General features: G+C 55.6%; 23 protein-coding genes. 17 read left to right on the forward strand and 6 right to left on the reverse strand.

Annotated features, from left to right (window positions below):
* Window positions 1-125: 125 nt before the first annotated feature.
* The 3 genes from OES20_07790 to OES20_07800 are packed head-to-tail and all read left to right on the forward strand — an operon-like array spanning window position 126 to window position 2,733.
* Entirely contained in the window at window positions 126-947 is an 822-nt protein-coding gene (locus OES20_07790; GenBank protein MDH3634592.1) for an ABC transporter substrate-binding protein, read from the forward strand.
* A complete protein-coding gene (locus OES20_07795; GenBank protein MDH3634593.1) occupies window positions 944-1,948 on the forward strand; it encodes an iron ABC transporter permease in 1,005 nt (334 codons plus the stop codon). Before OES20_07790 ends, OES20_07795 begins: the two co-directional genes overlap by 4 nt.
* The gene (locus OES20_07800) at window positions 1,945-2,733 is read left to right on the forward strand and encodes an ABC transporter ATP-binding protein (protein MDH3634594.1); all 789 of its coding nucleotides are present in this window, start codon (window positions 1,945-1,947) and stop codon (window positions 2,731-2,733) included. Before OES20_07795 ends, OES20_07800 begins: the two co-directional genes overlap by 4 nt.
* Before the next feature lie 6 nt (window positions 2,734-2,739).
* Here OES20_07800 and OES20_07805 read toward each other — a convergent pair whose 3' ends face one another.
* The 5 genes from OES20_07805 to OES20_07825 form a co-directional block, all read right to left on the reverse strand.
* Entirely contained in the window at window positions 2,740-3,969 is a 1,230-nt protein-coding gene (locus OES20_07805) for a hypothetical protein (GenBank protein MDH3634595.1), read from the reverse strand.
* A gap of 151 nt (window positions 3,970-4,120) precedes the next feature.
* On the reverse strand, window positions 4,121-4,804 hold the full coding sequence (locus OES20_07810) for an ABC transporter ATP-binding protein (GenBank protein MDH3634596.1): 684 nt from the start codon (window positions 4,802-4,804) through the stop codon (window positions 4,121-4,123).
* A 10-nt stretch (window positions 4,805-4,814) separates the two neighbouring features.
* Window positions 4,815-6,056, reverse strand: coding sequence for an ABC transporter permease (locus OES20_07815; protein MDH3634597.1), 1,242 nt, complete (start codon window positions 6,054-6,056; stop codon window positions 4,815-4,817).
* Window position 6,057: 1 nt separating this feature from the next.
* Window positions 6,058-7,290: an ABC transporter permease gene (locus OES20_07820; GenBank protein MDH3634598.1), complete on the reverse strand. Its 1,233-nt coding sequence runs from the start codon at window positions 7,288-7,290 to the stop codon at window positions 6,058-6,060.
* Window positions 7,287-8,081, reverse strand: a complete 795-nt coding sequence (locus tag OES20_07825; protein ID MDH3634599.1) for an outer membrane lipoprotein-sorting protein — start codon at window positions 8,079-8,081, stop codon at window positions 7,287-7,289. The genes OES20_07820 and OES20_07825 overlap by 4 nt, the downstream gene beginning before the upstream one ends.
* Before the next feature lie 226 nt (window positions 8,082-8,307).
* Between OES20_07825 and OES20_07830 the strand changes: the two genes are divergently transcribed.
* Both OES20_07830 and OES20_07835 read left to right on the forward strand, forming a co-directional pair.
* Entirely contained in the window at window positions 8,308-8,631 is a 324-nt protein-coding gene (locus OES20_07830) for a DUF4389 domain-containing protein (protein ID MDH3634600.1), read from the forward strand.
* A 7-nt stretch (window positions 8,632-8,638) separates the two neighbouring features.
* Window positions 8,639-9,760, forward strand: a complete 1,122-nt coding sequence (locus OES20_07835; protein ID MDH3634601.1) for a hypothetical protein — start codon at window positions 8,639-8,641, stop codon at window positions 9,758-9,760.
* Here the strand turns inward: OES20_07835 and OES20_07840 are convergent.
* The gene (locus OES20_07840; GenBank protein MDH3634602.1) at window positions 9,733-10,599 is read right to left on the reverse strand and encodes a helix-hairpin-helix domain-containing protein; all 867 of its coding nucleotides are present in this window, start codon (window positions 10,597-10,599) and stop codon (window positions 9,733-9,735) included. The two genes, OES20_07835 and OES20_07840, sit on opposite strands and share 28 nt — an antisense overlap.
* 128 nt (window positions 10,600-10,727) lie before the next feature.
* Between OES20_07840 and OES20_07845 the strand changes: the two genes are divergently transcribed.
* The 12 genes from OES20_07845 to OES20_07900 all read left to right on the forward strand — a co-directional run bounded on the left by OES20_07845 (window position 10,728) and on the right by OES20_07900 (window position 22,339).
* Window positions 10,728-11,444 (forward strand): glutathione S-transferase family protein, encoded by a 717-nt coding sequence (locus tag OES20_07845; GenBank protein MDH3634603.1) that lies wholly within the window; start codon window positions 10,728-10,730, stop codon window positions 11,442-11,444.
* A 136-nt stretch (window positions 11,445-11,580) separates the two neighbouring features.
* The gene (locus OES20_07850) at window positions 11,581-13,194 is read left to right on the forward strand and encodes a DUF1800 domain-containing protein (GenBank protein MDH3634604.1); all 1,614 of its coding nucleotides are present in this window, start codon (window positions 11,581-11,583) and stop codon (window positions 13,192-13,194) included.
* Between the two features lie 9 nt (window positions 13,195-13,203).
* Window positions 13,204-14,364: a DUF1501 domain-containing protein gene (locus OES20_07855; protein ID MDH3634605.1), complete on the forward strand. Its 1,161-nt coding sequence runs from the start codon at window positions 13,204-13,206 to the stop codon at window positions 14,362-14,364.
* A 124-nt stretch (window positions 14,365-14,488) separates the two neighbouring features.
* Window positions 14,489-15,424 (forward strand): malate dehydrogenase, encoded by a 936-nt coding sequence (gene mdh, locus OES20_07860; protein ID MDH3634606.1) that lies wholly within the window; start codon window positions 14,489-14,491, stop codon window positions 15,422-15,424.
* Between the two features lie 68 nt (window positions 15,425-15,492).
* Window positions 15,493-15,903 carry a hypothetical protein gene (locus OES20_07865; protein MDH3634607.1) on the forward strand — a complete coding sequence of 137 codons (411 nt, stop codon included), beginning with the start codon at window positions 15,493-15,495 and terminating at the stop codon, window positions 15,901-15,903.
* Window positions 15,904-15,930: 27 nt separating this feature from the next.
* Complete coding sequence (locus tag OES20_07870) at window positions 15,931-16,629, forward strand: class I SAM-dependent methyltransferase (protein MDH3634608.1); 699 nt, start codon at window positions 15,931-15,933, stop codon at window positions 16,627-16,629.
* A gap of 81 nt (window positions 16,630-16,710) precedes the next feature.
* Window positions 16,711-17,889: an aminomethyltransferase family protein gene (locus tag OES20_07875; protein ID MDH3634609.1), complete on the forward strand. Its 1,179-nt coding sequence runs from the start codon at window positions 16,711-16,713 to the stop codon at window positions 17,887-17,889.
* Between the two features lie 17 nt (window positions 17,890-17,906).
* Window positions 17,907-18,659 (forward strand): SDR family oxidoreductase, encoded by a 753-nt coding sequence (locus OES20_07880; protein ID MDH3634610.1) that lies wholly within the window; start codon window positions 17,907-17,909, stop codon window positions 18,657-18,659.
* Window positions 18,660-18,730: 71 nt separating this feature from the next.
* Window positions 18,731-19,486, forward strand: a complete 756-nt coding sequence (locus OES20_07885; GenBank protein MDH3634611.1) for an SDR family oxidoreductase — start codon at window positions 18,731-18,733, stop codon at window positions 19,484-19,486.
* 75 nt (window positions 19,487-19,561) lie between these two features.
* Window positions 19,562-20,668 carry an FAD-binding oxidoreductase gene (locus tag OES20_07890; GenBank protein ID MDH3634612.1) on the forward strand — a complete coding sequence of 369 codons (1,107 nt, stop codon included), beginning with the start codon at window positions 19,562-19,564 and terminating at the stop codon, window positions 20,666-20,668.
* The gene (locus OES20_07895) at window positions 20,652-20,954 is read left to right on the forward strand and encodes a (2Fe-2S)-binding protein (protein ID MDH3634613.1); all 303 of its coding nucleotides are present in this window, start codon (window positions 20,652-20,654) and stop codon (window positions 20,952-20,954) included. Before OES20_07890 ends, OES20_07895 begins: the two co-directional genes overlap by 17 nt.
* Window positions 20,951-22,339 (forward strand): FAD-dependent oxidoreductase, encoded by a 1,389-nt coding sequence (locus tag OES20_07900; protein MDH3634614.1) that lies wholly within the window; start codon window positions 20,951-20,953, stop codon window positions 22,337-22,339. The genes OES20_07895 and OES20_07900 overlap by 4 nt, the downstream gene beginning before the upstream one ends.
* Window positions 22,340-22,395: the final 56 nt, after the last annotated feature.

Consider the following 22,395-nt stretch of genomic DNA (forward strand, 5'->3'; position numbering starts at 1 on the left):
TACCCGAAATATGACCGTTCGTCGGTAACGTCAATAATTTAACAGCCGTAAAAGAAGGTCAGTCCGGGCTTTACTGTAAGGGCGCAATCCGGAGAATAGCGCAGGCTTAGAAGAACCAGGTATCCATGAAGTTTTATTGCCTCTGTTTTAGCGCCTTGATGCTGACTTCGGCATCCCTGCTTGCGGTCGAAAAACCGCGACGAATAGTCTCTATCGGACTCTGTACCGACCAGTTACTGCTAATGCTCGCCGACCGCGAGCAAATAGCCTCGTTGTCGGTCTGGGCGCAGGATGAAAATATGTCCTACATGATCGATGCGGTCGGCGATATCCCGCTCAATCGCTCGTCGGTCGAGGAGATCATCCAGTTTGAACCAGATCTGGTCGTGGCAAGCGAGTTTGTCGCCTGGGATACGGTCAAATTTCTACGCCAGCTTGGATACCCGGTGAAACAAATGCCGGTAGCGACCTCGGTCGCACAAATTTACCAGCAACTTGAATTGTTTGGCGAGTGGACTGGCAATCAACAGCGCGCACAGGCAACTATTGCGCAGATGCAATCGCGGCTAGCCGATATTCATGCACGCTATGCCGAACGACCCGTCAAAAGCGTGATCATCTACTCGCCCAACGGTTTTACGATTGGTGCAAATACGCTCGAAGACGATTTATTTATCCAGGCCGGGTATCGAAACCTGGCGGCGGAGATGGGAATCGAAGGTTTCCAGGCGATTTCACTCGAAAAACTGGTGGCCTCCGATCCCGATGTGCTGCAAATTGACCGTGGCCTGTCACAACAGGATTCACTTGCGACTGCCTACCTGGGTCATCCTGTTTTAGCCAGACTGACCCGGCAACGCGAGTATCTCGATATCCCGACTCGATTGCGGATTTGTGCAGGACCGATGATTGTCGATGCAGTCGAACTGATGGCGGCACGTCGATGAACCTCAAGGCCGTAGACACACGGCTGTTGATAGCAATCCTGTTGCCGCTGCTGCTGGTAGTACTTGCGTTCGCGCTTGGTGTTGGTGCTGTCGATATCGATCTGGGCAAGGCGATTCGCGATATCGTCAATCAACAGACTTCGATAGAAATGCTGATCCTGCATGACATACGGTTGCCGCGCGCTTTACTCGCGGGCCTAGTGGGAGGGACTCTCGGGCTCGCCGGGGCTGCCCTGCAGGGATTGCTGCGCAATCCCTTGGCGGAGCCGGGCATTATCGGGATTTCAAACGGTGCCGCGCTGGGCGCGGTTATCGTGTTTTACTACGGTCTCGCCGGCAGTGCCTGGTTCGTATTACCGCTGGGCGGACTGGTCGGTGCCCTGCTCGCGGTTAGCTGTATTTTTCTGCTCGTGGGTCAAAGCCGCTCGATCATTACGCTGATCCTGGCGGGGGTAGCGATCAATGCGATTGGCGGTGCGCTGATCGCGCTCGCGCTTAACTTTGCCGAGAGTCCCTACGCGATGCAAGAAATCGTGTTCTGGCTGCTCGGCTCGGTTGCCAATCGTAGCTTCAATGAGCTTTATATTGCATTGCCTTTCCTGGTATTAGGCTGGGCTATGATGCTTTATTGCGGCCGCTTTCTGAATGCCCTGACGCTCGGTGAAGAAACCGCAAAGTCGCTGGGATTCAATGTCGTGCGTATGCGCCTGGTACTGATTCTCGGCGTAGCCGCAAGCGTCGGTGCGGCGGTTTCGGTGGCCGGTAACATCGGTTTTATCGGCCTGGTTGTACCACACCTGGTACGCCCTTTCGTTGCCTATGAACCGCGCCGGCTGTTACTCGCGAGCGGCCTCGTCGGTGCGATTTTGCTGCTGATCGCCGATATCGCGGTACAATCACTGCCCACTGCCGCGGAAATGAAACTTGGCGTGATCACGTCGTTGGTCGGTGCGCCATTCTTCCTGCTGCTGATATTGAAATCGAGGAATACCTTGCAATGAGCCTGCTGAGCGCAACCGCTATCGATTACAGCATCGACCAGGTACCGATTCTCAAGGGTATTGATTTCCACGTCGACAAGGGGGAACTGGTCGGTTTAATCGGTCCGAACGGGGCAGGCAAGAGCAGCCTGCTACGATTGCTGACCGGTATCGAGGCACCCGACCGCGGTGAGATCAGGTTACAGGACCAGGGGATGGCGAAAATCTCCTCGCAGCAACGCGCGCGCTGGCTGGGTTATCTGGTGCAGGGTGCGCAGGCTTACTGGCCGTTCAGCGTGGAAAAAGTTGTCGGGCTCGGGCGTATTCCATACCAGAAATGGTGGCAACAGGCGAGCGCAGAAGACCAGGCCAAAATCGAAGCCGCAATGGAGATGACCGAAACCCTGGCCTATCGCAATCGTATTGTTACGACCCTTTCAGGAGGTGAGCAAACCCTCGTCATGCTGGCCAGGATTTTCGCGACCGGGAATCAACTGATTCTCGCCGATGAACCGGTTGCCGCGCTCGATCCTTATCATCAACTCCATGTTATGGAAATTTTGCGGCAGCACGCACAACAGGACCGGGCCGCGGTCGTGGTGTTGCATGATTTAAGCCTGGCTGCACGATTCTGTGATCGGCTGTATATGCTCAGTCACGGAGAACTGGAATGCAGTGGCAGTGTCGACCGGGTGCTGAACAAGGAGAATATCGCGCGGGTTTACGGGGTTGATAGCCGGATCGAGTGTAATGAAAATAGTATTAGCGTGATCCCGCTGACGCGGGTTAGTGAACATCACCCCTGAAGCGGTCTAATAGTACCAGGCGAGCTGTGCAAACAGCGATGCACCGACCGCAAGCGTACGGGTATCTATACCTGAGTCGATACCGCCGAATTCATTGCCATCGCTGCCGGTCGGCAGGTTCAACGCAAGCAGTAACTGTAAATCCTGTTGCAGATCGTGCTGACTGAATACCTGCAACAGTGTCGAATTATCATCGAGATTTCTGAAAATACTGGTGGTAAGCACCCACAGGGGCGCCAACTCGATGGTAGCCGCGGCTGCAAGGTAGTTTTCACCCAGGGTGTATAGTTCTGCGCGTTCGATTCGGGTCAGTAATTCAGGGTTGTCTGCGAGCGCGACGGGATCATAATCGCCGTCGTCGATGCCAAACCCGTTATGAAAATACTCAAGCGCCACACTTGTATTTTTTTCCCAGGCGATCCACGAGTAAGACCAGTTCAGGACGGCGCTGGTAAAATGCTCGTCCCCGGTATCGGTTAGCATGATATCGCTGCGCCAGATAGCGTCGGCAATATCGATGCTGCCCCCCAGCGCCACGATACTTGCGTCGTAATGTTCCGCCACCAGTAAATCGAACTCACTGGCCTCCGAGAATCGGTGGTACTTGAGCGCAAGACTGGAGACATCCGCGTCGACGTCATCATCCTCGTCACGGCGGCCAACCCAGACTACCTGCACATCATCACCTGAATCGAGCAGGTACTGAGCGTAGAGCATGTCGTCACCGGTCTTGTACTCGGTGTCGATGGCGGCTGGATCAAACGGGTTAAAAAAATCGACCGGATTGTAAATCAGGCCGTTACCCCAGGACACGGCCTGGCGGCCGATCTTGAACACTGTCTTGTTCGAGGTATGACTCAGGTAAAAGCGATCGAGGCGATGCGTGATTACACGATCATCCTGATCGCTGATGCGATGTGATAAATCGAAAACGCGCTGTTCATCGTCCGCAAGCGTTACGGCATTGAAACCGAGATTCGGGTTTTGTTGTCGTAACTCGAGCTGGTCGCCCTTTACCGCGATCAGCTGATAGTCGCTACGCCAGCTCCATTGACCGCTGCCGCCGGACAGGTTGAGCCGTAAGTCAAGATTTGCGTCGATCGCCGGATCGTCGCTGAAATCCTGCAACAGGCTTTTACCGGGGATATTTACCGCTGTGACCTGTGGTTTAAAGTGACCGCGTAGTTCCAGAGCATGTACCCCCTCAAAGTACAATGCCGTGATTAGCAGCGTCATTGCAATACTTCGGATCGTTACGTGAGCGGGAAACCTGGAATCGCGGGGTCGTTTAAAGATCCCGGATAATTGCTGCGCAATTTCCGGGATGACGCGGCTAGTTGCGGTGGTCCGCCGAAGCGGGATGATGTGGATAATTACCGGGATGATGTTACTGCACTTCATCGCCGATAATCTTGCCATCGCGCATCTTGATCAGGCGCTTCGCGTAACGCATGACGCGTTTGTCGTGGGTGGAGATGATGAAGGTGATGCGGTGGTGTTCATTCAATTCCTGAAACAAGCCCATCAGGTGCGCCGCGGAAACACTGTCGAGATTGGCGGTCGGTTCGTCGGCGAGCACCAGGTCGGGGTGCGAGACGATCGCACGTGCCACCGCAACGCGCTGCTGTTGACCGCCCGACAGTTGCGCCGGTCGCCGGTCTTCCATACCCTCGAGGCCGACCTCCTTGAGAATATCGAGTGCTTTTTGTGCGCGTTCCGCCGCCGGCACGCCCTGGACCTCCATGACAAATTCGACGTTTTCCTGTGCCGACAGCACCGGGATCAGATTATAGGACTGGAATACGAACCCGATGTGGTGAAGTCGCATGTCGGCCAAAGGCCCGCGTTCGAGTTGATCGACCCGTATATCGCCCATGTGAATCTCGCCGCTGTCGGGCGTATCGAGCCCGCCGATCGCGTTCAGCAGAGTGGTTTTGCCCGATCCCGAGGGCCCGGACAGACAGACGAATTCACCCACCTCGATGTCGAGGTCGATGTGATCGAGACCGGTAATGATCTCGTCGCCCTGTTTAAAGGTTTTACATAGTTGGCGGCAGCGGATGGAACTCATGGATTTCGACTCAGTGGGTGTTGAGCGCGCGTACCGGATCGAGCTGGGACGCGCGCCAGGCGGGAAGAATGCTGGTCAGGATGCCGAGCAAGACGACAACGACGTTGGCCAGCACCACATCGTAAAGAGTCAGACTGGGGTAAATGACGCTGCCGACGCCCATCATTGCCATACCCTCGGCGACGATGGAGATGTCGAGCCCGCTCTCCAGCGGCTTGATCGTGACCAGCGCCAGCAGGTTACCGACCGCCAGACCGATTAGCAGCAACAGCAACGATTCGAGCAGGATCTGGTATACGATCAGGCCCGGCCGCATGCCCAGCGCCTGGATCAGGCCAATTTCACGTACGCGCTCGAAGATGGCCATGATCAGCGTGTTGACCAGCCCGAAGGACAACGCGAGGAAAATGATGATCACCCACACCAGCACAAAACCATCCATCATGTTGAACATGACCGCGAGGTAGGTATCGATTTCGTACCAGGGTTTAACCTCGAGTCCATCGGGCGTGGCCGCCTTGACTCTCCGGTAGAGGGATTCGACATCGCGATAGTCGTGGTCGATGAGCACGATCTGTGAAATCCGGCCCTCGATATTCAACAGTTTTTGCAACGTAGCGCGCGCGGCATAAACGTTAAATTCCTCCTGCGCGGCCAGTTCCGCCTGGTAGATGCCGACAATGCGAAATCCCCGTTCGGCGATATTATTGGCCGGATCCTGGCTCATAACGACGACGCGTTTGCCGAGCCGGGTTTCGAGTCGCTCGGCGAGCCTGGCGCCGATGATAATGCCTTTGTCCTGGTTCGATTCGAGGAATCGACCCGCGGATATCTGCGCCGGCAGCCCGGTGATATCGGCTTCCGCCGCCGGCTCGATACCGATCAGATTGATGCCCCGGCTTTCGCGTTCGCTGGCAATGACCGCGGGCACCCGGATTCGGTTGGCCCAGCTGCGGCTGCCGTTTTGCGTCAGTGCCGTCAGCAGTTCACCCCGGGGTTCGTCGATACTGTTGACCACGTTCGGGTCGTCGAGAAAATCGGGATGCTGAATCTGGATATGCCCGGGCAGGTTGCGAATGCCCTGGTTGAGCATGTCGTCGACCATGCCGCGCATCAGCGCGGTCATGAAAATCATCGCCCAGACACCGACCGAGATCGCACCCAGCATAATCGCGGTGCGGCGCTTATTGCGCCACAGGTTGCGCCATGAAAGCGTCAGGATGGTTTTGAAATGAGTGCCGAGCCCCGTCATGTCAGATCGCCCGCATCGCATCGATCGGCGTCAGCAGATAAAGCCGCAGCGCCGGGTAGAGGGCTGCCAGCAGGCTACCAATGGCGACTGCGGCAGGACCCAGCGTTATTGTTGCGATAGTAAACGCCGGATAGATCCGCTCCGGCAGGTTGAACTTGAGCGCAACTTCATCCATGCCGGGGTAGGAAAAGCCGACACGGCTCATGTATATATTGATCGCCAGGCCAACGGCGATGCCGAGCACCAGGCCAAGCGCGGTCATCAATGCGGTTTCGAGCATGACCAGTCGCGACAGCCGTGCCGGTTGCAACCCCAGCGCCATCATAGTGCCGAACTCGCGGGTACGTTCGAGCACCGACATCAGCTGGGTATTGAGCACGCTGAAGGCCACCAGCACGATCAGCACTATATACATGAACGAGTTACTGGCCATATCCGCCTGGATAGCCTGCCGCAGGCCCGGCTGCAATTCGTCCCAGTGGCGCAGGCTTATGCTTTTGTCGGTATCCAGCAATTCGCCGATCTGCGACTGCAACGATTCGACGTCGTCGATGTGCTGCGCGCGCACGGTCAGGCTGTGCCCGCGGTCCTGCATCGCAAACGCATCCTGGAAATAACCGAGATCGACCTGCGCCACCGCGCGATCGAGATCAGCAACGCCCGACTCGAATATGCCGACCACCGTGACGATGCCGGCGGCAAACGAATCGTCGAAACCGCTGCCGATAAAAGTCAGTTCATCACCCGGCCCAACCTTGAGATTGCGCGCCAGCACTGCACCGATGACAATTTCCCCGGGCCTACCGGGTTCAAGGTACCGGCCCTGCTTTACCAGCCCCGGCAGGGTCGATACCAATGGCTCGTGCGCGGGATCGACGCCGATAATCTGCAACCCGTAGGAACGCTCGTTGCTCGACGCCAGGGCGAATCCGGTGGCGCGGGCGCTGATGCTGTCCAGGCCGAGTTCGCGGCGCAGGCGCTCGGCCAGTTCGGCAATATCGTCGATTGCGTAGCGCATTTTAGGCTCGTCGAGATATCGGGGATGTTGCAGTTGCAGGTGCCCGGAAAAAGCCTGCAGCGAATTGTCGATCATCATGTCGTAACTGCCGAACTGCAACGACATCGCGAATATCAGCAGGCCATTGGAAAAAATCATCGCACCAACGGTGAGCCAGGTGCGGCGCCAGTGGCGCCACAGGTTACGCCACGCCATGCGCAGTGTGACATCCTTCACTGCCGGGGATTCCTGAGGCTGGATAGCGTGAACAGATTAGCTTCCAGCGCGATGTCGAAGTCGATGTCGTCAACGACCATTTCAGTCCATTCATCCGGTGTCTCGAGCTTGTGCATGCGCATGCGTGACGCGATGGTGCGGTCGTCCATGACTGCGATCTCGGTCGCGTTCATTTCCTTGACCAGGATATCGTCCTGGTCCCAGAATTCCTGGCGCAGCAAGATAAAGTCGTCACGGATAGTAACGATTTCCTTGCCCCAGACAACCGCGGCTTCCTCGTGTGGAATCGATTCGATGGTGTAAACCAGGTGATCATCCCGGGTCTCGGTTTTGAGCAGGCGATGATCATACTGATCGATGATATCGGTCGACTTGCTGATGTCCTTGTTGGAAAAATCGCTGCCCATCCAGCTCTGGTTCATCATCGAGGACGGCACCTTGAGGATACGATTGATCTTCGGCGAAAAAGTCCACATGCTCTGATCCTTGACCAGGGTGCCATTTCCCGCGTCGCGCTTCGGCGCGGTAACGCGCACCAGGGAAAGCTTGTCGCCCTCAGTCCAGGCCTGCATCGAGAAGCTGCGTTCCCAGTCGCTGCGGTGGACTGTCATCGTCATTTCAGAGTACGAGGTAATACCGCGCCAGTGTTCCATCGCCGCACGAATCAGGTCGCGTGGGTCCGGAGTATCGCTCTCGGTTGCGGCCAGCGTCGACCAAACACCTGACAACGCGAACAATAACAGGATGTAAAGACGAAAATAAACGCTCAATTTAAGATTTTTTATTGCCATTCCGGGCTATCTCTCCATTGCGTTAATGCGGTCGTCCGCTCGGTAATGTACGATGCTATCAGCCTGACATTTACCTGTCCTTAACAAGGTCCCGACCGGAGTAGATACTATGCGTGGTTTTTGCGTTCAGTCATTGAGCCAGATCAATCAGATTTCGCTGAGCTTTGCTAGATTTTCATCGTGACGGGAGTATATTGACTGGATCTAAACCGAGGGCTAAATCACCATGAGTAATGACGTTAAAGAAAATCTGAAAAGCCAGGCCACCTGGAAACGTGGTCTTTATATGCTGCTGTATGCAATTTTTTACACTCTTGCCGAAATCATATTGGTCGCAGTGATTATCTTTCAGTTTCTTTCAAAGTTGTTTACCGGCGAAACCAACGAGCGCCTGCGCAAACTGGGCCAGGGATTAAGCACCTATATTTACCAGATACTCCAGTACATGAATTTCAACAGCGAGTACCAGCCTTACCCATTCGGTGCGTGGCCGAAAGGGGAGCCCAAACCTGCCAGGCTAACCGAGCAGGCCGAGTCGACTAATCCCTAGTCTGCAAATGCCAGGATTTTTCAATATCGCGCGAGGATGTTGCGTCGGGTTGGTACTGGCTTTTCCGTTTGCAGCGCAGGCGTCTTCGAGTGCGGGCGAAACCGTGGTCGAGCGTGGCAGTATCGATGACGATTACTATGCTGCCGGCGGGGTCGTCGATATCGACGCCAGTGTTGCCGGTGACGTTATCGTTGCCGGTGGCGAAATCTATATTGGGCACCTGGTCGAGGGCGATGTCATTGCCGCCGGCGGGACGCTCAAAATTCGGGGTGAAGTCAAGGATGATATCCGCATCGCCGGCGGCAATATCAATATCGATGCCGTTATCGCCGATGACCTTGCCGCGACCGGTGGTTCGATAACCCTGTCACCCGGAACAACCGTTGGTGGAAACGCGTGGCTGGCCGGTGGTGAAATTCACCTGGCGGGTACAATTCTCGGTAACCTCAAGTTAGCCGGTGGTCATATTCGCCTTTCCGGAAGCGTGCGGGGCGATGTTGAAATCGATGGCGCAGAAATTGAAATCCTCGAAGGCGCACGGATCGACGGGGAACTGAACTATAAAAGCCCGCAACCGGTAACCCCCGATGAGGGCGCAAGCGTATCTGGAAAGATAACCTATGAAGCGGTGGACTGGCATTATGCCGATCGTGGCTTTGGCCTGTTCTTTTCGATTACTCTCGCAGTCGCGAGTATCCTGTTTTACCTTTTTTTCCCCCATTACACGGTTGCCTCGGTCAAACGGATTGGTTCCAATCCGTGGACCAGCCTGGGTCTGGGATTTATTTTCACTGTCGCCACGCCGATGGTCGCTTTCATGCTGATGCTGATAGTGTTGGGTCTCTGGGTCGGCTTGAGCTTGCTGGCGCTTTACTGCGTCGCTTTATTGTCGGGCTTTCTGATTGCCTGTTTTTTTGTCGCCGATCGGGGCGCGAAACTCCTGAGGCTGAATATCGCTTCACGCGGGCGTCGATTGATTTCGGTGGTAGCCGTTATTTTCCTGCTTGGATTAATCCAGCTGATTCCATTGCTCGGCGGCCTGATCCTGTTTCTGCTGTTGCTGTTTGGACTGGGTGCCGGGTTGCTGCAGTTGCGTTACGTTTACCGACCACCCGCAGCGGTGTCATAAAATTGCAGGCATTCGGGTTCGCGCCCCCGAACAACCCGCTTTCCCTTCAGTTTTCCATGGGTCTCGGTGACAACCGTGTGCTGTCCTTCACGATGATGATCATCGTAAAAGTAGATCACGATCCAGTCCTGCACGCGGTTAAGGCTGTGCGCACGCGCGGTATTTGAAAAAAGCGCGGTGAAATGCCAGTGATCATAAGTGGCGTGCAGGATGGGTAACCAGGCCTTGTTTTCAGGATTGAAGCGCCTAGGTCTGATCATCGGCAACTTGTCGTCCCTGGCCTTCAGGCGGTATTCCTCGTCGACCTTCAGTACCAGTCTGACATCAGGCCTGGTGCTGTCCTGGCGGACGGGTCTTAACTGCCGGCGTTGTTCATCGAGGTGTTTTTGCAGCCAGGACTCAATCGCCTCGCGACGTTTGCTGCCAAGGCCTTCGACCCTGGTGAGCTGTCCGTCGCGTGCCGCGTTTTCGAGCGCTTCGAGACTTTCGACATGCAGCGTGTCGTGGATGCGTTCCGCCAGTGCTCTACCAACCGTTGGAATCTCACGGAACAAGGCCACTGGATCGGCAGCACCCTTGAGATTCTCGAGGCGCGACATGCGCCCGGTGGCGATATATTCGTAGATCGAGCGCGCGATTCCCTCGCCGATTCCTGGCAGGGCAACAAGCCCCTTGATGCCCTTTGCCTGCATCAGGTCGGCGATATTTTGAGGCATTTTGTCGAGCGTATCTGCGGCGTGAAGATAGGCGTTGGTGCGAAACGGATTGGCCTGCTGTGCTTTAAGCAGTGCCGCAATTTCGCGCAGATTCTGGGCTACTTCATGATTGTACGCCTGCATTTGGCACACCATTTTCAGTGGGGATTCTTCCCTCGATGTTTAATTTTAACGACCTGCCCCGAAAAAAAGCTTGATTTGAATCATCGATCTCGGCGATAACACGGCGGTTAAATTATCGAGTCCTAACCATGAAGCTTTACAACGCCTGGTATTGTCCCTTCGCCCAGCGTGCCTGGATGGCGCTGGTTCACAAGGGCATCGACTTCGAGTATGTCGAAGTCGATCCCTACGACAAGACCGACTGGTGGGTCAGGGTGTCGCGCGGTGCCGAGCTGGTGCCGGTACTGGTGCAACCGAATAGTAACGGGGTTGGCGAGACCACCATCGTTGAATCTAACCGGATCCTGGAATTCCTCGAGGATTACCGGCCACAGCAAAACCCGATCTTCTCGGCAGATCCGCTCGAACGCGCCGAGCAGAAGTACTGGATGGATCACATCGGCAACAAGATCACGCCCTACCTGTATCGTTTTCTGAAAGCGAGCGAGCCGGGTGATTACCGTACCGAGTCACGTGCAAAGTTGCTCGAAGGGCTGAGCACGCTGGTCAGCGCAATGGATGATGACGGGCCGTTCTTTTCGGGCGACGAAATCTGTGCCGTCGATATCGCCCTGATCCCGTTTGCCTACCGTATCGACGTGTTGCTCGGTACTTACCGCGATTTCAGGCTCCCCGAAGAGGGCGAAGCCTGGCAAAGATACCGGCGCTGGTACGACGCGATGCTGGAGCTGCCTTCTTTCAAGGTGACCGCCTTCGACCAGGACGATTACGAAAAGCGCCTGGTCGAACACTACTACCCCTATAGCCTCGGCGAGGGGCAGACCGACGTTACCCGGGTAAATTGAGCTGTTAGCGTAATCGTCAGCTTGCTGCAAGCGGGCTTATATCGGGAAAAGTGTGAAGCAGTTGCGTTTGATTCAGACCTGATTCAGGTAATATACGATATGGTTACACGAACTCGCTAATGGGCTGATAGCGCGAATGGCCGACGACACAGTAATTGATCTCAATGGAATCCTTGCAAGGTTGCAGAATCGTCGTGAATTCCTGCAGCTGCTCGGCAAGGGGCTTGGATATGGTGCCATCGCCACGGCGTTGCCGGCCTGTGGCGGCAGCAGTTCGGGCTCGTCTGACGAGCCTTCGTCTCCAGCTTCGCCACCGAAAATTGTCGTGCCGAAGGCGAGTCCCGAATACACGGTGCTCAAGCGCACCAGCTTTGGTCCGCATCGGGATGCTCTGGTCTCGATAAAAAACCTCGGCATTACTGGTTACCTGGAGCAGCAGCTCGATCATCTGAATATCGACGTCAGCGCACTCGAAGCCGAAATTGCGACACAATTTCCGTTGACGCTGCAAACCCCGGCAGAACTGGTCCTGAATTTCCCCGCCAATATTTTCGACGTGGCCACGCAAATGATCGCGGCAACCCAGTACCGGCAGATGTTCAGCGAACGCCAGCTGTTTGAAATCATGGTCGAATTCTGGAGCGATCACTTCAATATACATCTGATCAACGGTCTTGGCCCAACCCTGAAACCTTTCGATGACCAGCAGGTAATTCGTACCCATGCGCTTGGGAACTTCCGCGATATGTTACATGCTTCCGCGAAAAGCAGTGCGATGCTGTTTTATCTCGATAATTTTTTTAACCAGGCAATCGCGCCGAATGAAAACTATGCGCGCGAGTTGATGGAACTGCACACGCTCGGCGTCGATGGCGGTTATACCGAAACCGATGTCAAGGAGGTTGCGCGCTGTTTCACCGGTTGGACCTTGCGCTTCCCGGGAGACCCGGGTGGCGACTACGGCGAATTCGTTTATGTCGACGCCATTCACGACGACCAGGCCAAGCTGGTGCTGGGCAATCCGATTGCAGCTGGTGGCGGGCAGACCGATGCTGAACAGGTGCTCGATATACTGGTAGCGCACCCGTCCACGGCAAACTTCATCGCCACCAAGTTGTGCCGACGCTTCATCAGCGACTCGCCTCCGCAAGCGGCAGTCGATACGGTCGCCCTCGCGTTTTCCAGCTCAAACGGCGATATCAAGGAAACCTTGCGCGCACTGTTCGCGACCGCTGCATTTCTCGATGATGCCGATCTCAAGATCATCCGGCCGAGTGAATATCTGGCCGCGCTGGTAAGATCGCTGGCGCCCGATACATCTTATCCACCGGACCAGGGTCAGTTCTGGTTTTTCGCGCAAAATACGCTCGGTCAGCTGCCATTTTACTGGCCGACGCCGGATGGTTATCCGGACCTGCAGAGCTACTGGGCCAGCACCGGCGGGTTGCTGAACCGCTGGCGCCTGTCGTTTCTGAGCTTTGCCGGTATTATTCCGGGTGTCGACGTGATCACGGTCGACTACGCGACAATGCTAAATGGTGCCAACACACTGGCAGCGGTCGTGGATGCGATTACCGATGCCGTACTGATGCGACCGCTTTCGAGCGATGACCGCTCGATCATCATGGCTTGGCTGAAAGGTGAGCTCGGGGTTACCGAGGATGAAATTTTGCCGGCAACCGTGCCGGAACAGGCGTCGGCGCTGGCTGCCGCGGTACTGGTCAGCTCGGTTTATTTTCATCTGCGCTAGGAGTGAATGGTGTCGACTGCCAATAAAATTGTTGCCCACCCCACGATCCCGAGTGATCACGATATCCTGGTATGTGTTTTTCAGCGCGGTGCAGCCGATGGTCTTAATGCGCTGGTACCCTATAGCGATGCCGACTACTACACCCATCGCCCGAATATCGGGATACCGGCGCCGGGAAGCCCGGGCGGTGGCGTCTACGTAACGGATGATTACGCCCTGCACCCGGTACTGGCGCCGCTCAAACCGATTTATGACGCGGGTGATCTGGCGCTGGTGCATGCCACGGGAGTTCCGCACGCGATACGTTCACATTTTTCGGCACAAAACCTGATTGAGCGAGGTGTCGTTGAAAAAACGGGGCCCAACACCGGCTGGCTCGGGCGTCACCTTGCTGCAAGCCCGGCGGCCTCGAGCTCGGCTTTTCGCGCCATTTCGATCAGCGGCAACGTGCCAGTTGCGTTGAACGGCGCGGTCGATCCGCTCGCGATCGATAATTTAAATGATTTCGGTTTCGACCAGGGCATTCTCGACTCGGGTTATCCGCAGGTGCTTGCAGAGCTGTTTCAAAATCCGGTCCCCTTTTTCGGTCCGGCCGGGGCTGCATTGACGGCGATGGAAGAATTACAGGCCGCTGACCTGGCTGCGATTACTCCGGCTAACGGCGCGGTGTACCCCGACACCGCACTCGGTAACAAGATGCGGCAGGCGGGGCAGTTAATTAAATCCGAACTGCCGGTTGAAGTGATCTGTATTGATTCCGATGGCTGGGATCACCACGAGAGCCTGCCGACCTATATTGACCTTTCGTTGAGTGAACTCGCTCAAGTACTGGGTGCCTTTTACACCGACATGGGTCTCGGTATGTCACGTATCACGATGCTGGTGTACACCGAGTTTGGACGCAGAGTCGCCCAGAACGGATCGATGGGTACCGATCATGGAACCGGCAGCCTGGCTTACTTGATGGGAGGCGGTGTCAATGGAGGACAGGTCATCAGCGACTGGCCCGGCCTTACGCCTGCAAATCTTGAATACGGTGAGGACCTTAAAATTACCACTGACCTGCGCACGGTAATCTCGGAACTGATGAACAAGCGACTCGGTGGTACCGATGTGGGTACGGTTTTTCCTGGATTCAGCGGTCCGACCGATGTGAACGCGTTTCTTTAGGCTGATTTTTAAGCTGCCCAATAGTCTCTATTAAACCTCGATTGCCGGACGGTGTTTACCTTGTGAATCGCAACCGGCATGGCTATGATGCTTGGTCAAGGAAATTGCGTAAACGAGGTTTGTCATGAAAGTGTGTGTACTCGGGGCTGCCGGCGGAATCGGTCAACCACTCTCTCTGTTGCTCAAACTACAGCTTCCAGCGGGTAGCGAGCTGTCGCTCTACGACGTGGCGCCTTTTACACCCGGGGTGGCGGTCGATTTAAGTCATATCCCGAGCGATGTCTGTGTTACGGGTTATGTCGGTGATGACGTCGAGACCGCGATGAAGAATGCGGACATCGTCGTGATCCCCGCCGGCGTGCCCCGCAAACCGGGCATGACCCGTGACGACCTGTTCAACGTCAATGCCGGGATCGTCAAGAACCTGATCGGTACCGGTGCCAAAGTCTGTCCGGGGGCCTGCTTTGCGATCGTCACCAACCCGGTCAACTCAACCGTGCCAATCGCTGCCGAAGTACTCAAGGCCGCCGGTGTATACGACAAGCGCAAATTGTTCGGAGTAACCACACTTGACGTCATCCGTTCCATTACCTTTGTCGCACAAACCGCCGGCAAAAGTGTCGATGAAGTCAGTGTCGATGTCATTGGCGGTCACAGTGGCGTTACCATCCTGCCGTTGCTTTCCAGCGTTGCCGGCGTAGAGCTGAGCCAGGCTGATATCGAGGCCCTGACGCCCCGAATTCAGGAAGCGGGTACCGAGGTCGTCGAAGCCAAGGCGGGCGCCGGTTCGGCCACGCTGTCAATGGCGCAGGCGGCGGCGCGCTTCACAATGTCACTGGTGGCCGCGATGAATGGCGACTCCGTTACCGAGTGCTGCTATGTCCAGGTCGGCGACGATAGCGACAGTTTTCACGCGCAACCGGTGATACTAGGCAAGGACGGGGTTGAATCGATCCCGCCATTGCCGGCGCTTAGCGACTACGAGCAAAGACTGCTGGACGAAATGCGCGAGACCCTGCAAGGCAATATCAAAAAGGGTATCGAGTTTGCAAACGCCTAGAGAGTAATTATCTTCGGCGTAATATTGGGAAGACATTGATACCAAAAATCTGTTGAGGAACCTCGAAAATGCGTTACTCGATACTGCTGTTGTTAGCCTTTCTGGCGTTCGCTTGCAGTTCCAAGAATACCCATCAGGATGACGCCGAGATAATTACCAGGATCGGCGTCATTGCCGCCAAGGAAGATGCCAGTGTTAACGATGTCGAAAAAGACACCCGGACCAGGACCAGCGTTTACGGATCGGTTTCGTCCGGTGGAAATTTTTCGATCGGAGTGGGTGTTTTACTATCGTCCTTTTTCTCCGGTGATTCCGAACCGGAACTGGTGCGTTACGAAGTCGATCTGAAGGATGGCGGACAATTCACGATTTATCTTGACAGTCCCGATTTCGAAGTCGACGACTGCGTCGAGATCACCGTGCACCCGAATGAAGAAAAGTATCCGCCAACCATGAAGCGCAAGAAAGGTGCCTGCTAGATTGCTTATAGGGATCGTCATCGCGGAATGACGGTGAATTTCGAGGAATGGATTCCGGATCAATGGAAATGTTATCCTTTGACGATGTCCGACGAGAAAATATCCAGCAATGAAGCCATCGACGCGGCGTTACACCTCGATGGCGATCCCGAAAACGTCAAGCAGTTCTACGAAGACTGGGCAAAGAATTACAATATCGACACCACCGGTTCCGAATACACCGGGCCTGCGATCGCAGCGAATCTGATGCAACAAAACTTAACCGATAAGGACAGTGAGCTTCTCGATGCCGGTTGCGGCACCGGGCTGGTTGGTGTTGAGTTGCAAGCGCTTGGGTATGGCAACCTGGATGGATTCGATCTCTCCGACTCAATGGTAGAGCTAGCCGCTGCGACCGGGGCCTACCGGCAGGTACTGGGAAGTATCGATATGATGCGAGCGGCGAAAAGTTATGCAGCTGCCAGCTACGATGCGATTCTATCGGTAGGGGTTTTCACCCTGGGGCATGTGCCGCCCGATGCATTGAAGGTATTACTGAAGCTGGCCAAACCAGGCGGGTTGCTGGTGATATCCACGCGCACGCATTACTACGATCAGACCAACTACCAGCAAGTAGTCGACGAACTAACCACCAGCAAGCAAGTTGAATTAATCCAGGTAATCAAGGATGCACCCTATAACAACGACGGTGACGGTCATTACTGGGTTTTTCGAAAAACAGGCTGAGCTGGATCTGCTTTAAAGTTTTCTTTGCGATTGAATCCGTAGCACTGTTTGAGTTAAATAGGTTAATCCCGCGGGGTCCCGTTGGCACAACGATTACTGGAGAGTTTTTTCATGCCGTCCAAGCGATTGAATGTTTTCAGCCACTGCGCGAAGTCACCGTGGTTTTCCCGTACCTGGAGTGAAAACGCGTTTTACAGCGAGTATGCTGGACGATTGGTGCTGCAGTCGCTGGGAAATGACACGACCGAGGAATACTGGAAGCTGCGCAAAGCGGTCGGCCTGTTTGACGTGCCGGAGCGCCCGGTTGAAATCAAGGGTCGCGATTCGGTTAAATTTCTCAATCGCGTGTTTACGCGCCCGGTCGACAAGCTTCATGTCGGACGCGGTAGCTACGGACTGATCTGCCACCAGGGCGGTGGCATGGTGTGCGACGGCATTTTATTCAAACTCGCAGTAGATCATTTCTGGTACGTGCATGCCGATGCCGACGTTTACCTGTGGCTGGTAGCGCACGCGCTCGATTACGCGGTCGAGATCCACGATCCACGGTCCTGGGTACTACAGGTACAGGGTCCGAAATCGATGGCGGTTCTGGAAAACGCCTGCGATGGCGGACCGCCAGGGGAATTCCGTTATTTTGATGCTTTCGAGGGACACATGGGCGGGCAGCCCGTGCTCGTGAGTCGCACGGGATGGTCAGCAGAACTCGGATTCGAAGTCTACAACATGGATCCCGAGGTTGATGGCCCGGCACTTTGGGATCACTTGATGGCTGCCGGTGCCGACAGTGACATTCTGGGTTGTGGCCAGTCATCGATGAACATTCGGCGCATCGAGGGCGGCATTCTGAACTACCGTAGCGACATGGACTGGGATACGACACCTTACGACATGGGGCTCGGAATGTTCGTCAATCTCGAAGGCCACGATTTCATCGGTCGCGATGCCCTGCGTAACGCTAGCAAGGAGCCCCGTTTCTGCGGCTTCAAATGTGAGGGTCGGCAAATCAAGTTCGGTTCCAGGGTTTTCTTGAACGGACAGTCGGTGGGTCACGTTACTGCCTACGAGATTTCGCCTTACCTCGAGTGCGGCGTCGGTTTCGTGTTGCTCGACTCGCCCGAGTTCATGGGTACAAGTGGTGTCAGCATTACCGATCGGGATGGCGTCGATTGCCCCGTGGAGCTCGTAGATCTGCCATTTTACGATGCCGAGAAAAACATCCCACGCGGACTCGAGCCAGTCGATGGAAAAATCGAGTAACAGGAGATAGAGTAAAAATGTCAAATTTTGACGGTAAAGTCGCCTTTATCACCGGCGCCGGGGGCGGCATGGGATACCAGATTGCATGCGATCTGATTGACGCCGGCGCCAGCGTACTGATGTTCGATATAAAGGCCAGGCCCGACGAAATCCCGGGCCACGCCGAACAATCCCATTTCGTGCAGGCCGATTTGACCGATGACACCGCCGTTGCGGCTGCGGTGGAGCAAGCGGTAACGTCGTTTGGCGGCATTGACTACCTCGCCAATGTCGCAGGAGCGCTCTGGTTTGACCGCGACAGGTCTGCGCTCGAAATCGACCTGGATGTCTGGGACCAGGTGATGGCGGTCAACCTGAAGAGCATGGTGCACACGGCAAGACAGGTCGTCCCCTGTATGCGCACCCGCGGTGGCGGTGCCATGGTGCATTTTTCTTCCACCCAGTGTTTACGCGGTGATTCCGCGCCCCAGGATGCTTACCAGGCCGCCAAAGCCGGTGTCGTCGCGTTTTCCAAATCGCTGGCGATTCAACTCGCAGGGGAAAACATTCGTTCTAACGTGATTTTCCCGGGACCCAGCGAATCGCCGATGCAGGATCGCTGGAAACAGAATCCCGACGCCCGCGCGGCCACGGCCAACGCGATACCACTGGGACGGGTTGGCACGGTCGCAGACATGTCAAATGCCTGCCTGTTTTTACTTTCCGACAAGGCGTCATTTATTACCGGAACCGAGCTGCTGGTCGATGGTGGCTTGTTGGCAAAACCCTGAGCCAATCGTTCCGGGCCCGTAGCCTCAAAATCTGGCATAGTACTGGTTCGTTTCAATCCTGAGATAAACCGATGACTTCCAGAACTGCGATATTGATTACCGGTGCTTCGGGTGGTATTGGCCGCGCGGCCGCAATCGAATGTGCTAACCGTGGCGGCAGGGTCGGGGTTCACTATAACGGCAACCGTGCACGGGCCGAAGCAACCCTCGCGGCATTGGCAGGTGACGGCCATCAGATATTTCAGTGCGACATTACCGATCCGGCAGCGGCCGAGCAATTGATCGAGGAAGCGGACCTGGCGCTCGGTGGCCTCGACGTGCTGGTCAACAATGCGGGAATCTCGCAGCGTCACCAGTTCGAGGAGATCGACTATGCCACCTGGCAACAGACCTGGCAGCGCATCGTCGACACCAACCTCACGGCGGCAAGCAATTTGTGTTTCCTGGCGGGTCGGAAAATGATCGCCAGCGGTGGTGGTCGAATCGTCAATGTTTCCTCGCGCGGGGCCTTTCGTGGCGAACCGCTGATGCCCTGGTACGGCGCGTCTAAGGCTGGCATGAATGCCATGGGCCAATCGCTGGCGCAGGCGTTGGGACCAAAAAAGGTGTTTGTTTACACCGTTGCCCCCGGCTTTGTCGAAACCGAAATGGCGGCCGCGGTACTGGCCTCGTCCGAAGGTGACGGCATCCGCAATCAAAGCAGTATCGGCAGGGTTGCCCAACCCGAAGAACTCGGTAAAACCATCGGTTTTCTCGCCTTCGATGCGCCTGAATTCATGACCGGCAGCATCATTGATGTCAACGGCGCGTCTTATCTGCGCTCCTGATCGGACGATCATGGTAGCGACTTATGTTTTGAATTGGGCTCCCGTCGGTAGCAAACGCCGGTCGGAAGGTAATTGATGGAATACGATTTTATCGTTGCGGGGGGTGGCCTGGTTGGTTCATCGGTCGCTTACGGTCTCGCGCAGGAGAATTACAAAGTCGCCGTGCTCGATGGCGGCGATCGTTCGTTGCGCGCATCGCGCGGTAATTTCGGTCTGGTATGGGTTCAGGGCAAGGGCTGGGATTACGCACCCTACGCAAATTGGACCGGGCAGGCGGCCAACCTCTGGCCAGAATTTGTCGACAAACTTACCGAAAAAACGGGAATCGGGGTTGATTACCAGCGTTCAGGTGGTATGCATTTTTGTCTCAGCGGTGATGAATGGGACGAGCGCATACAGGAAATGGAAATGATTCGACAACACACGGATGGATCTTTCGAATATGAGATGCTCGATCATGACCAGCTGAAAAAATACATCCCACAGATTTCGAAAGCGGTTCTGGGTGCAAGCTATTCGGCCCAGGATGGGCATGTCAATCCGCTCTACCTTTTGCAGGCCTTGCATCAGGGGATGGATTATCATCAGGTAAAATATTTTCCAAACCAGGTTATCGATAATATTGAAACCAGGGAGGGTGGTTTTTTCGCATACGCCACCGAGGGCGTCGTGTCGGCGGAGAAAATCGTTTTATGTGCTGGGCTCGGTAACCGACGGCTCGGTGAAATGCTGGGAATGGAGATACCGGTCGTCGTCGATCGCGGGGAAATCATGATTACCGAGCGGCTGCAGCCATTTCTGAATTTACCAACGCTACATGTTCGCCAGACCGCGGAAGGCACCGTGCAGATCGGGGATTCCCACGAGGACGTGGGACTGGATGACGGTACCAATCCGGCAGTATTGAAAAAAATCGCACAGCGTGCCGTTCTGATGTTTCCGTTTCTGGAACGGGTTCGGCTGGTGCGGGCCTGGGGTGCGCTCAGAATCATGACACCGGATCATAACCCGATCTATCAGCAGTCGGAGAGTTGTCCCGGCGCCTACACGGTGACCTGCCACAGTGGCGTAACGCTGGCCGCGATGCATGCGGGGCCGGTTGTCGAGTGGATTGCCGGCAGCGGCGAGCCTGATCTTATCAACCAGTTCGGCACCGACAGGTTCGATGTTTCGCTTAATTGAAGACAGGCGTTTCGATACCGTTTCGGTGCGAATTGAAAACCGCGAATTCCAGGTGCCCGCCGGAATTTCAGTTGCCGCTGCCGTATTACTCTGTGGTTTTAAAAAGGTACGTAACACCCCGGTATCCACTTCGCCAAGGTTGCCGTATTGCATGATGGGGATTTGTTTCGATTGCTTGATGCAAATTGACGGAGTGGCAAATCAGCAAGCCTGCCAGATCGAGGTCAGGGAAAACATGACGATCGAGTATCAGCTAGGTGCAGCCGAATTGGAACTGCCAGAATGAAGAGCCATTACGAGGTGCTGGTGATAGGTGGCGGACCTGCGGGTCTCGCCGCGGCCGCAGAGGCATCGCGGGTCGGCCTCGAGGTTGCCCTGGTAGATGAGCAAGCGCCAGGTGGCCAAATATATCGCAATGTTAGCGAGGCCAAAAATGGTGCCGTGAATTATCTCGGCAGGGACTATTTTCGGGGTCAAAAGCTCGTGAATGAGTTTCTGAACAGTGGGGCGACGTTTTTAAACGATGCGTCGGTTTGGTACCTGGATGAACGACTCGAGACCGGTTTGCTGATCGACGGATCCAGTCATTTCATTACCGCCGAACGGTTAATACTGGCGACCGGCGCCCAGGAACGACCCATGCCTCTGCCCGGATGGCATTTGCCCGGTGTCATGACGGCGGGTGCCGGCCAGATATTGCTGAAATCAGCCGGGATAGTGCCGGATGGGCGCCTGGTATTAGCGGGTAGCGGGCCGTTACTGCTGTTGTTGGCCTGGCAGTACCTGCAGGCAGGCGTGAAAATTGAGGCACTTGTAGACACGGCCCCTGATTCGAGATTTTTCGAAGCTATCTCCTCTTTACCCCGCGCATTAGCCGCAGTCGACTACCTGTTCAAGGGCCTGACATTCATGCGGGCGATCAGGAAGGCGCGCATACCCGTTTACAAAAACGTGTACGGCCTCCGTGCCGAAGGGGACGAGTCACTAGAGTCGGTATGTTTTAACCTGACTCGGAGTAGAGCGGGTAACCGGATCAAGGTTAAAATCGAAGCCGATACCCTGATGTTACACCAGGGTGTGATCTCCAATATACGCCTGCCCCTTGCTGCAGGTTGCAACCTGGTATGGGATGCGCTACAGCAAAACTGGAAGGTCAGAAAGGATAAGTGGGGCCAGACAAGTGTCAAACAAGTCATGGTTGCAGGTGATTGCGCCGGTGTCGTCGGCGCCCGGGCGGCCGAGTTACAGGGCAGGCTTTGCGCATTGCAGCTTGGCTATGAACTGCGTGCAATCGGTCCGGGACAGCGCGATAGATCGGCGCAGCAGCTTAACCGGTCGCTGAACCGGCATCTCTCGATCCGGACTTTTATCGATAAGCTTTATGCACCAGGCAGGGCCTATCAGCTACCGGACGATGAGACACTGGTGTGCCGCTGTGAAGAGGTAAATGCCGGCCAGGTGCGCCAGGCTGTGCGTATGGGATGCGTAGGACCCAACCAGGTCAAGGCTTTCACCCGTTGCGGCATGGGCCCATGCCAGGGCTGCCTGTGCGGCAGCACGGTCGCGGCGCTGGTGGCCGATGAAACCGGCGCATCGATGGAGCAAGTCGGGTATTTCAGGGTACGTCCACCCTTTAAGCCAATCACGCTGGGCGAACTTGCAAACACCTAGACAGACGTGACACCGCCCGCTTGGCGCGTGGCGGCATGATACAGGCAGGTATTGGG

It is taken from the genome of Gammaproteobacteria bacterium (genome assembly GCA_029862005.1).
Taxonomy (GTDB): Bacteria; Pseudomonadota; Gammaproteobacteria.

Bases quoted from the DNA above. Each gene is read 5' to 3' on its own strand.
- OES20_07870 (MDH3634608.1), top strand. From the start codon at position 15,931: ATGACGGTGAATTTCGAGGAATGGATTCCGGATCAATGGAAATGTTAT.
- OES20_07825 (MDH3634599.1), bottom strand. From the start codon at position 8,081: ATGGCAATAAAAAATCTTAAATTGAGCGTTTATTTTCGTCTTTACATC.
- OES20_07815 (MDH3634597.1), bottom strand. From the start codon at position 6,056: ATGACGGGGCTCGGCACTCATTTCAAAACCATCCTGACGCTTTCATGG.
- OES20_07835 (MDH3634601.1), top strand. From the start codon at position 8,639: ATGCCAGGATTTTTCAATATCGCGCGAGGATGTTGCGTCGGGTTGGTA.
- OES20_07805 (MDH3634595.1), bottom strand. From the start codon at position 3,969: ATGACGCTGCTAATCACGGCATTGTACTTTGAGGGGGTACATGCTCTG.
- OES20_07865 (MDH3634607.1), top strand. From the start codon at position 15,493: ATGCGTTACTCGATACTGCTGTTGTTAGCCTTTCTGGCGTTCGCTTGC.
- OES20_07800 (MDH3634594.1), top strand. From the start codon at position 1,945: ATGAGCCTGCTGAGCGCAACCGCTATCGATTACAGCATCGACCAGGTA.
- OES20_07890 (MDH3634612.1), top strand. From the start codon at position 19,562: ATGGAATACGATTTTATCGTTGCGGGGGGTGGCCTGGTTGGTTCATCG.
- mdh (MDH3634606.1), top strand. From the start codon at position 14,489: ATGAAAGTGTGTGTACTCGGGGCTGCCGGCGGAATCGGTCAACCACTC.
- OES20_07830 (MDH3634600.1), top strand. From the start codon at position 8,308: ATGAGTAATGACGTTAAAGAAAATCTGAAAAGCCAGGCCACCTGGAAA.
- OES20_07840 (MDH3634602.1), bottom strand. From the start codon at position 10,599: ATGCAGGCGTACAATCATGAAGTAGCCCAGAATCTGCGCGAAATTGCG.
- OES20_07900 (MDH3634614.1), top strand. From the start codon at position 20,951: ATGAAGAGCCATTACGAGGTGCTGGTGATAGGTGGCGGACCTGCGGGT.
- OES20_07795 (MDH3634593.1), top strand. From the start codon at position 944: ATGAACCTCAAGGCCGTAGACACACGGCTGTTGATAGCAATCCTGTTG.
- OES20_07850 (MDH3634604.1), top strand. From the start codon at position 11,581: ATGGCCGACGACACAGTAATTGATCTCAATGGAATCCTTGCAAGGTTG.
- OES20_07790 (MDH3634592.1), top strand. From the start codon at position 126: ATGAAGTTTTATTGCCTCTGTTTTAGCGCCTTGATGCTGACTTCGGCA.
- OES20_07885 (MDH3634611.1), top strand. From the start codon at position 18,731: ATGACTTCCAGAACTGCGATATTGATTACCGGTGCTTCGGGTGGTATT.
- OES20_07810 (MDH3634596.1), bottom strand. From the start codon at position 4,804: ATGAGTTCCATCCGCTGCCGCCAACTATGTAAAACCTTTAAACAGGGC.
- OES20_07845 (MDH3634603.1), top strand. From the start codon at position 10,728: ATGAAGCTTTACAACGCCTGGTATTGTCCCTTCGCCCAGCGTGCCTGG.
- OES20_07880 (MDH3634610.1), top strand. From the start codon at position 17,907: ATGTCAAATTTTGACGGTAAAGTCGCCTTTATCACCGGCGCCGGGGGC.
- OES20_07895 (MDH3634613.1), top strand. From the start codon at position 20,652: ATGTTTCGCTTAATTGAAGACAGGCGTTTCGATACCGTTTCGGTGCGA.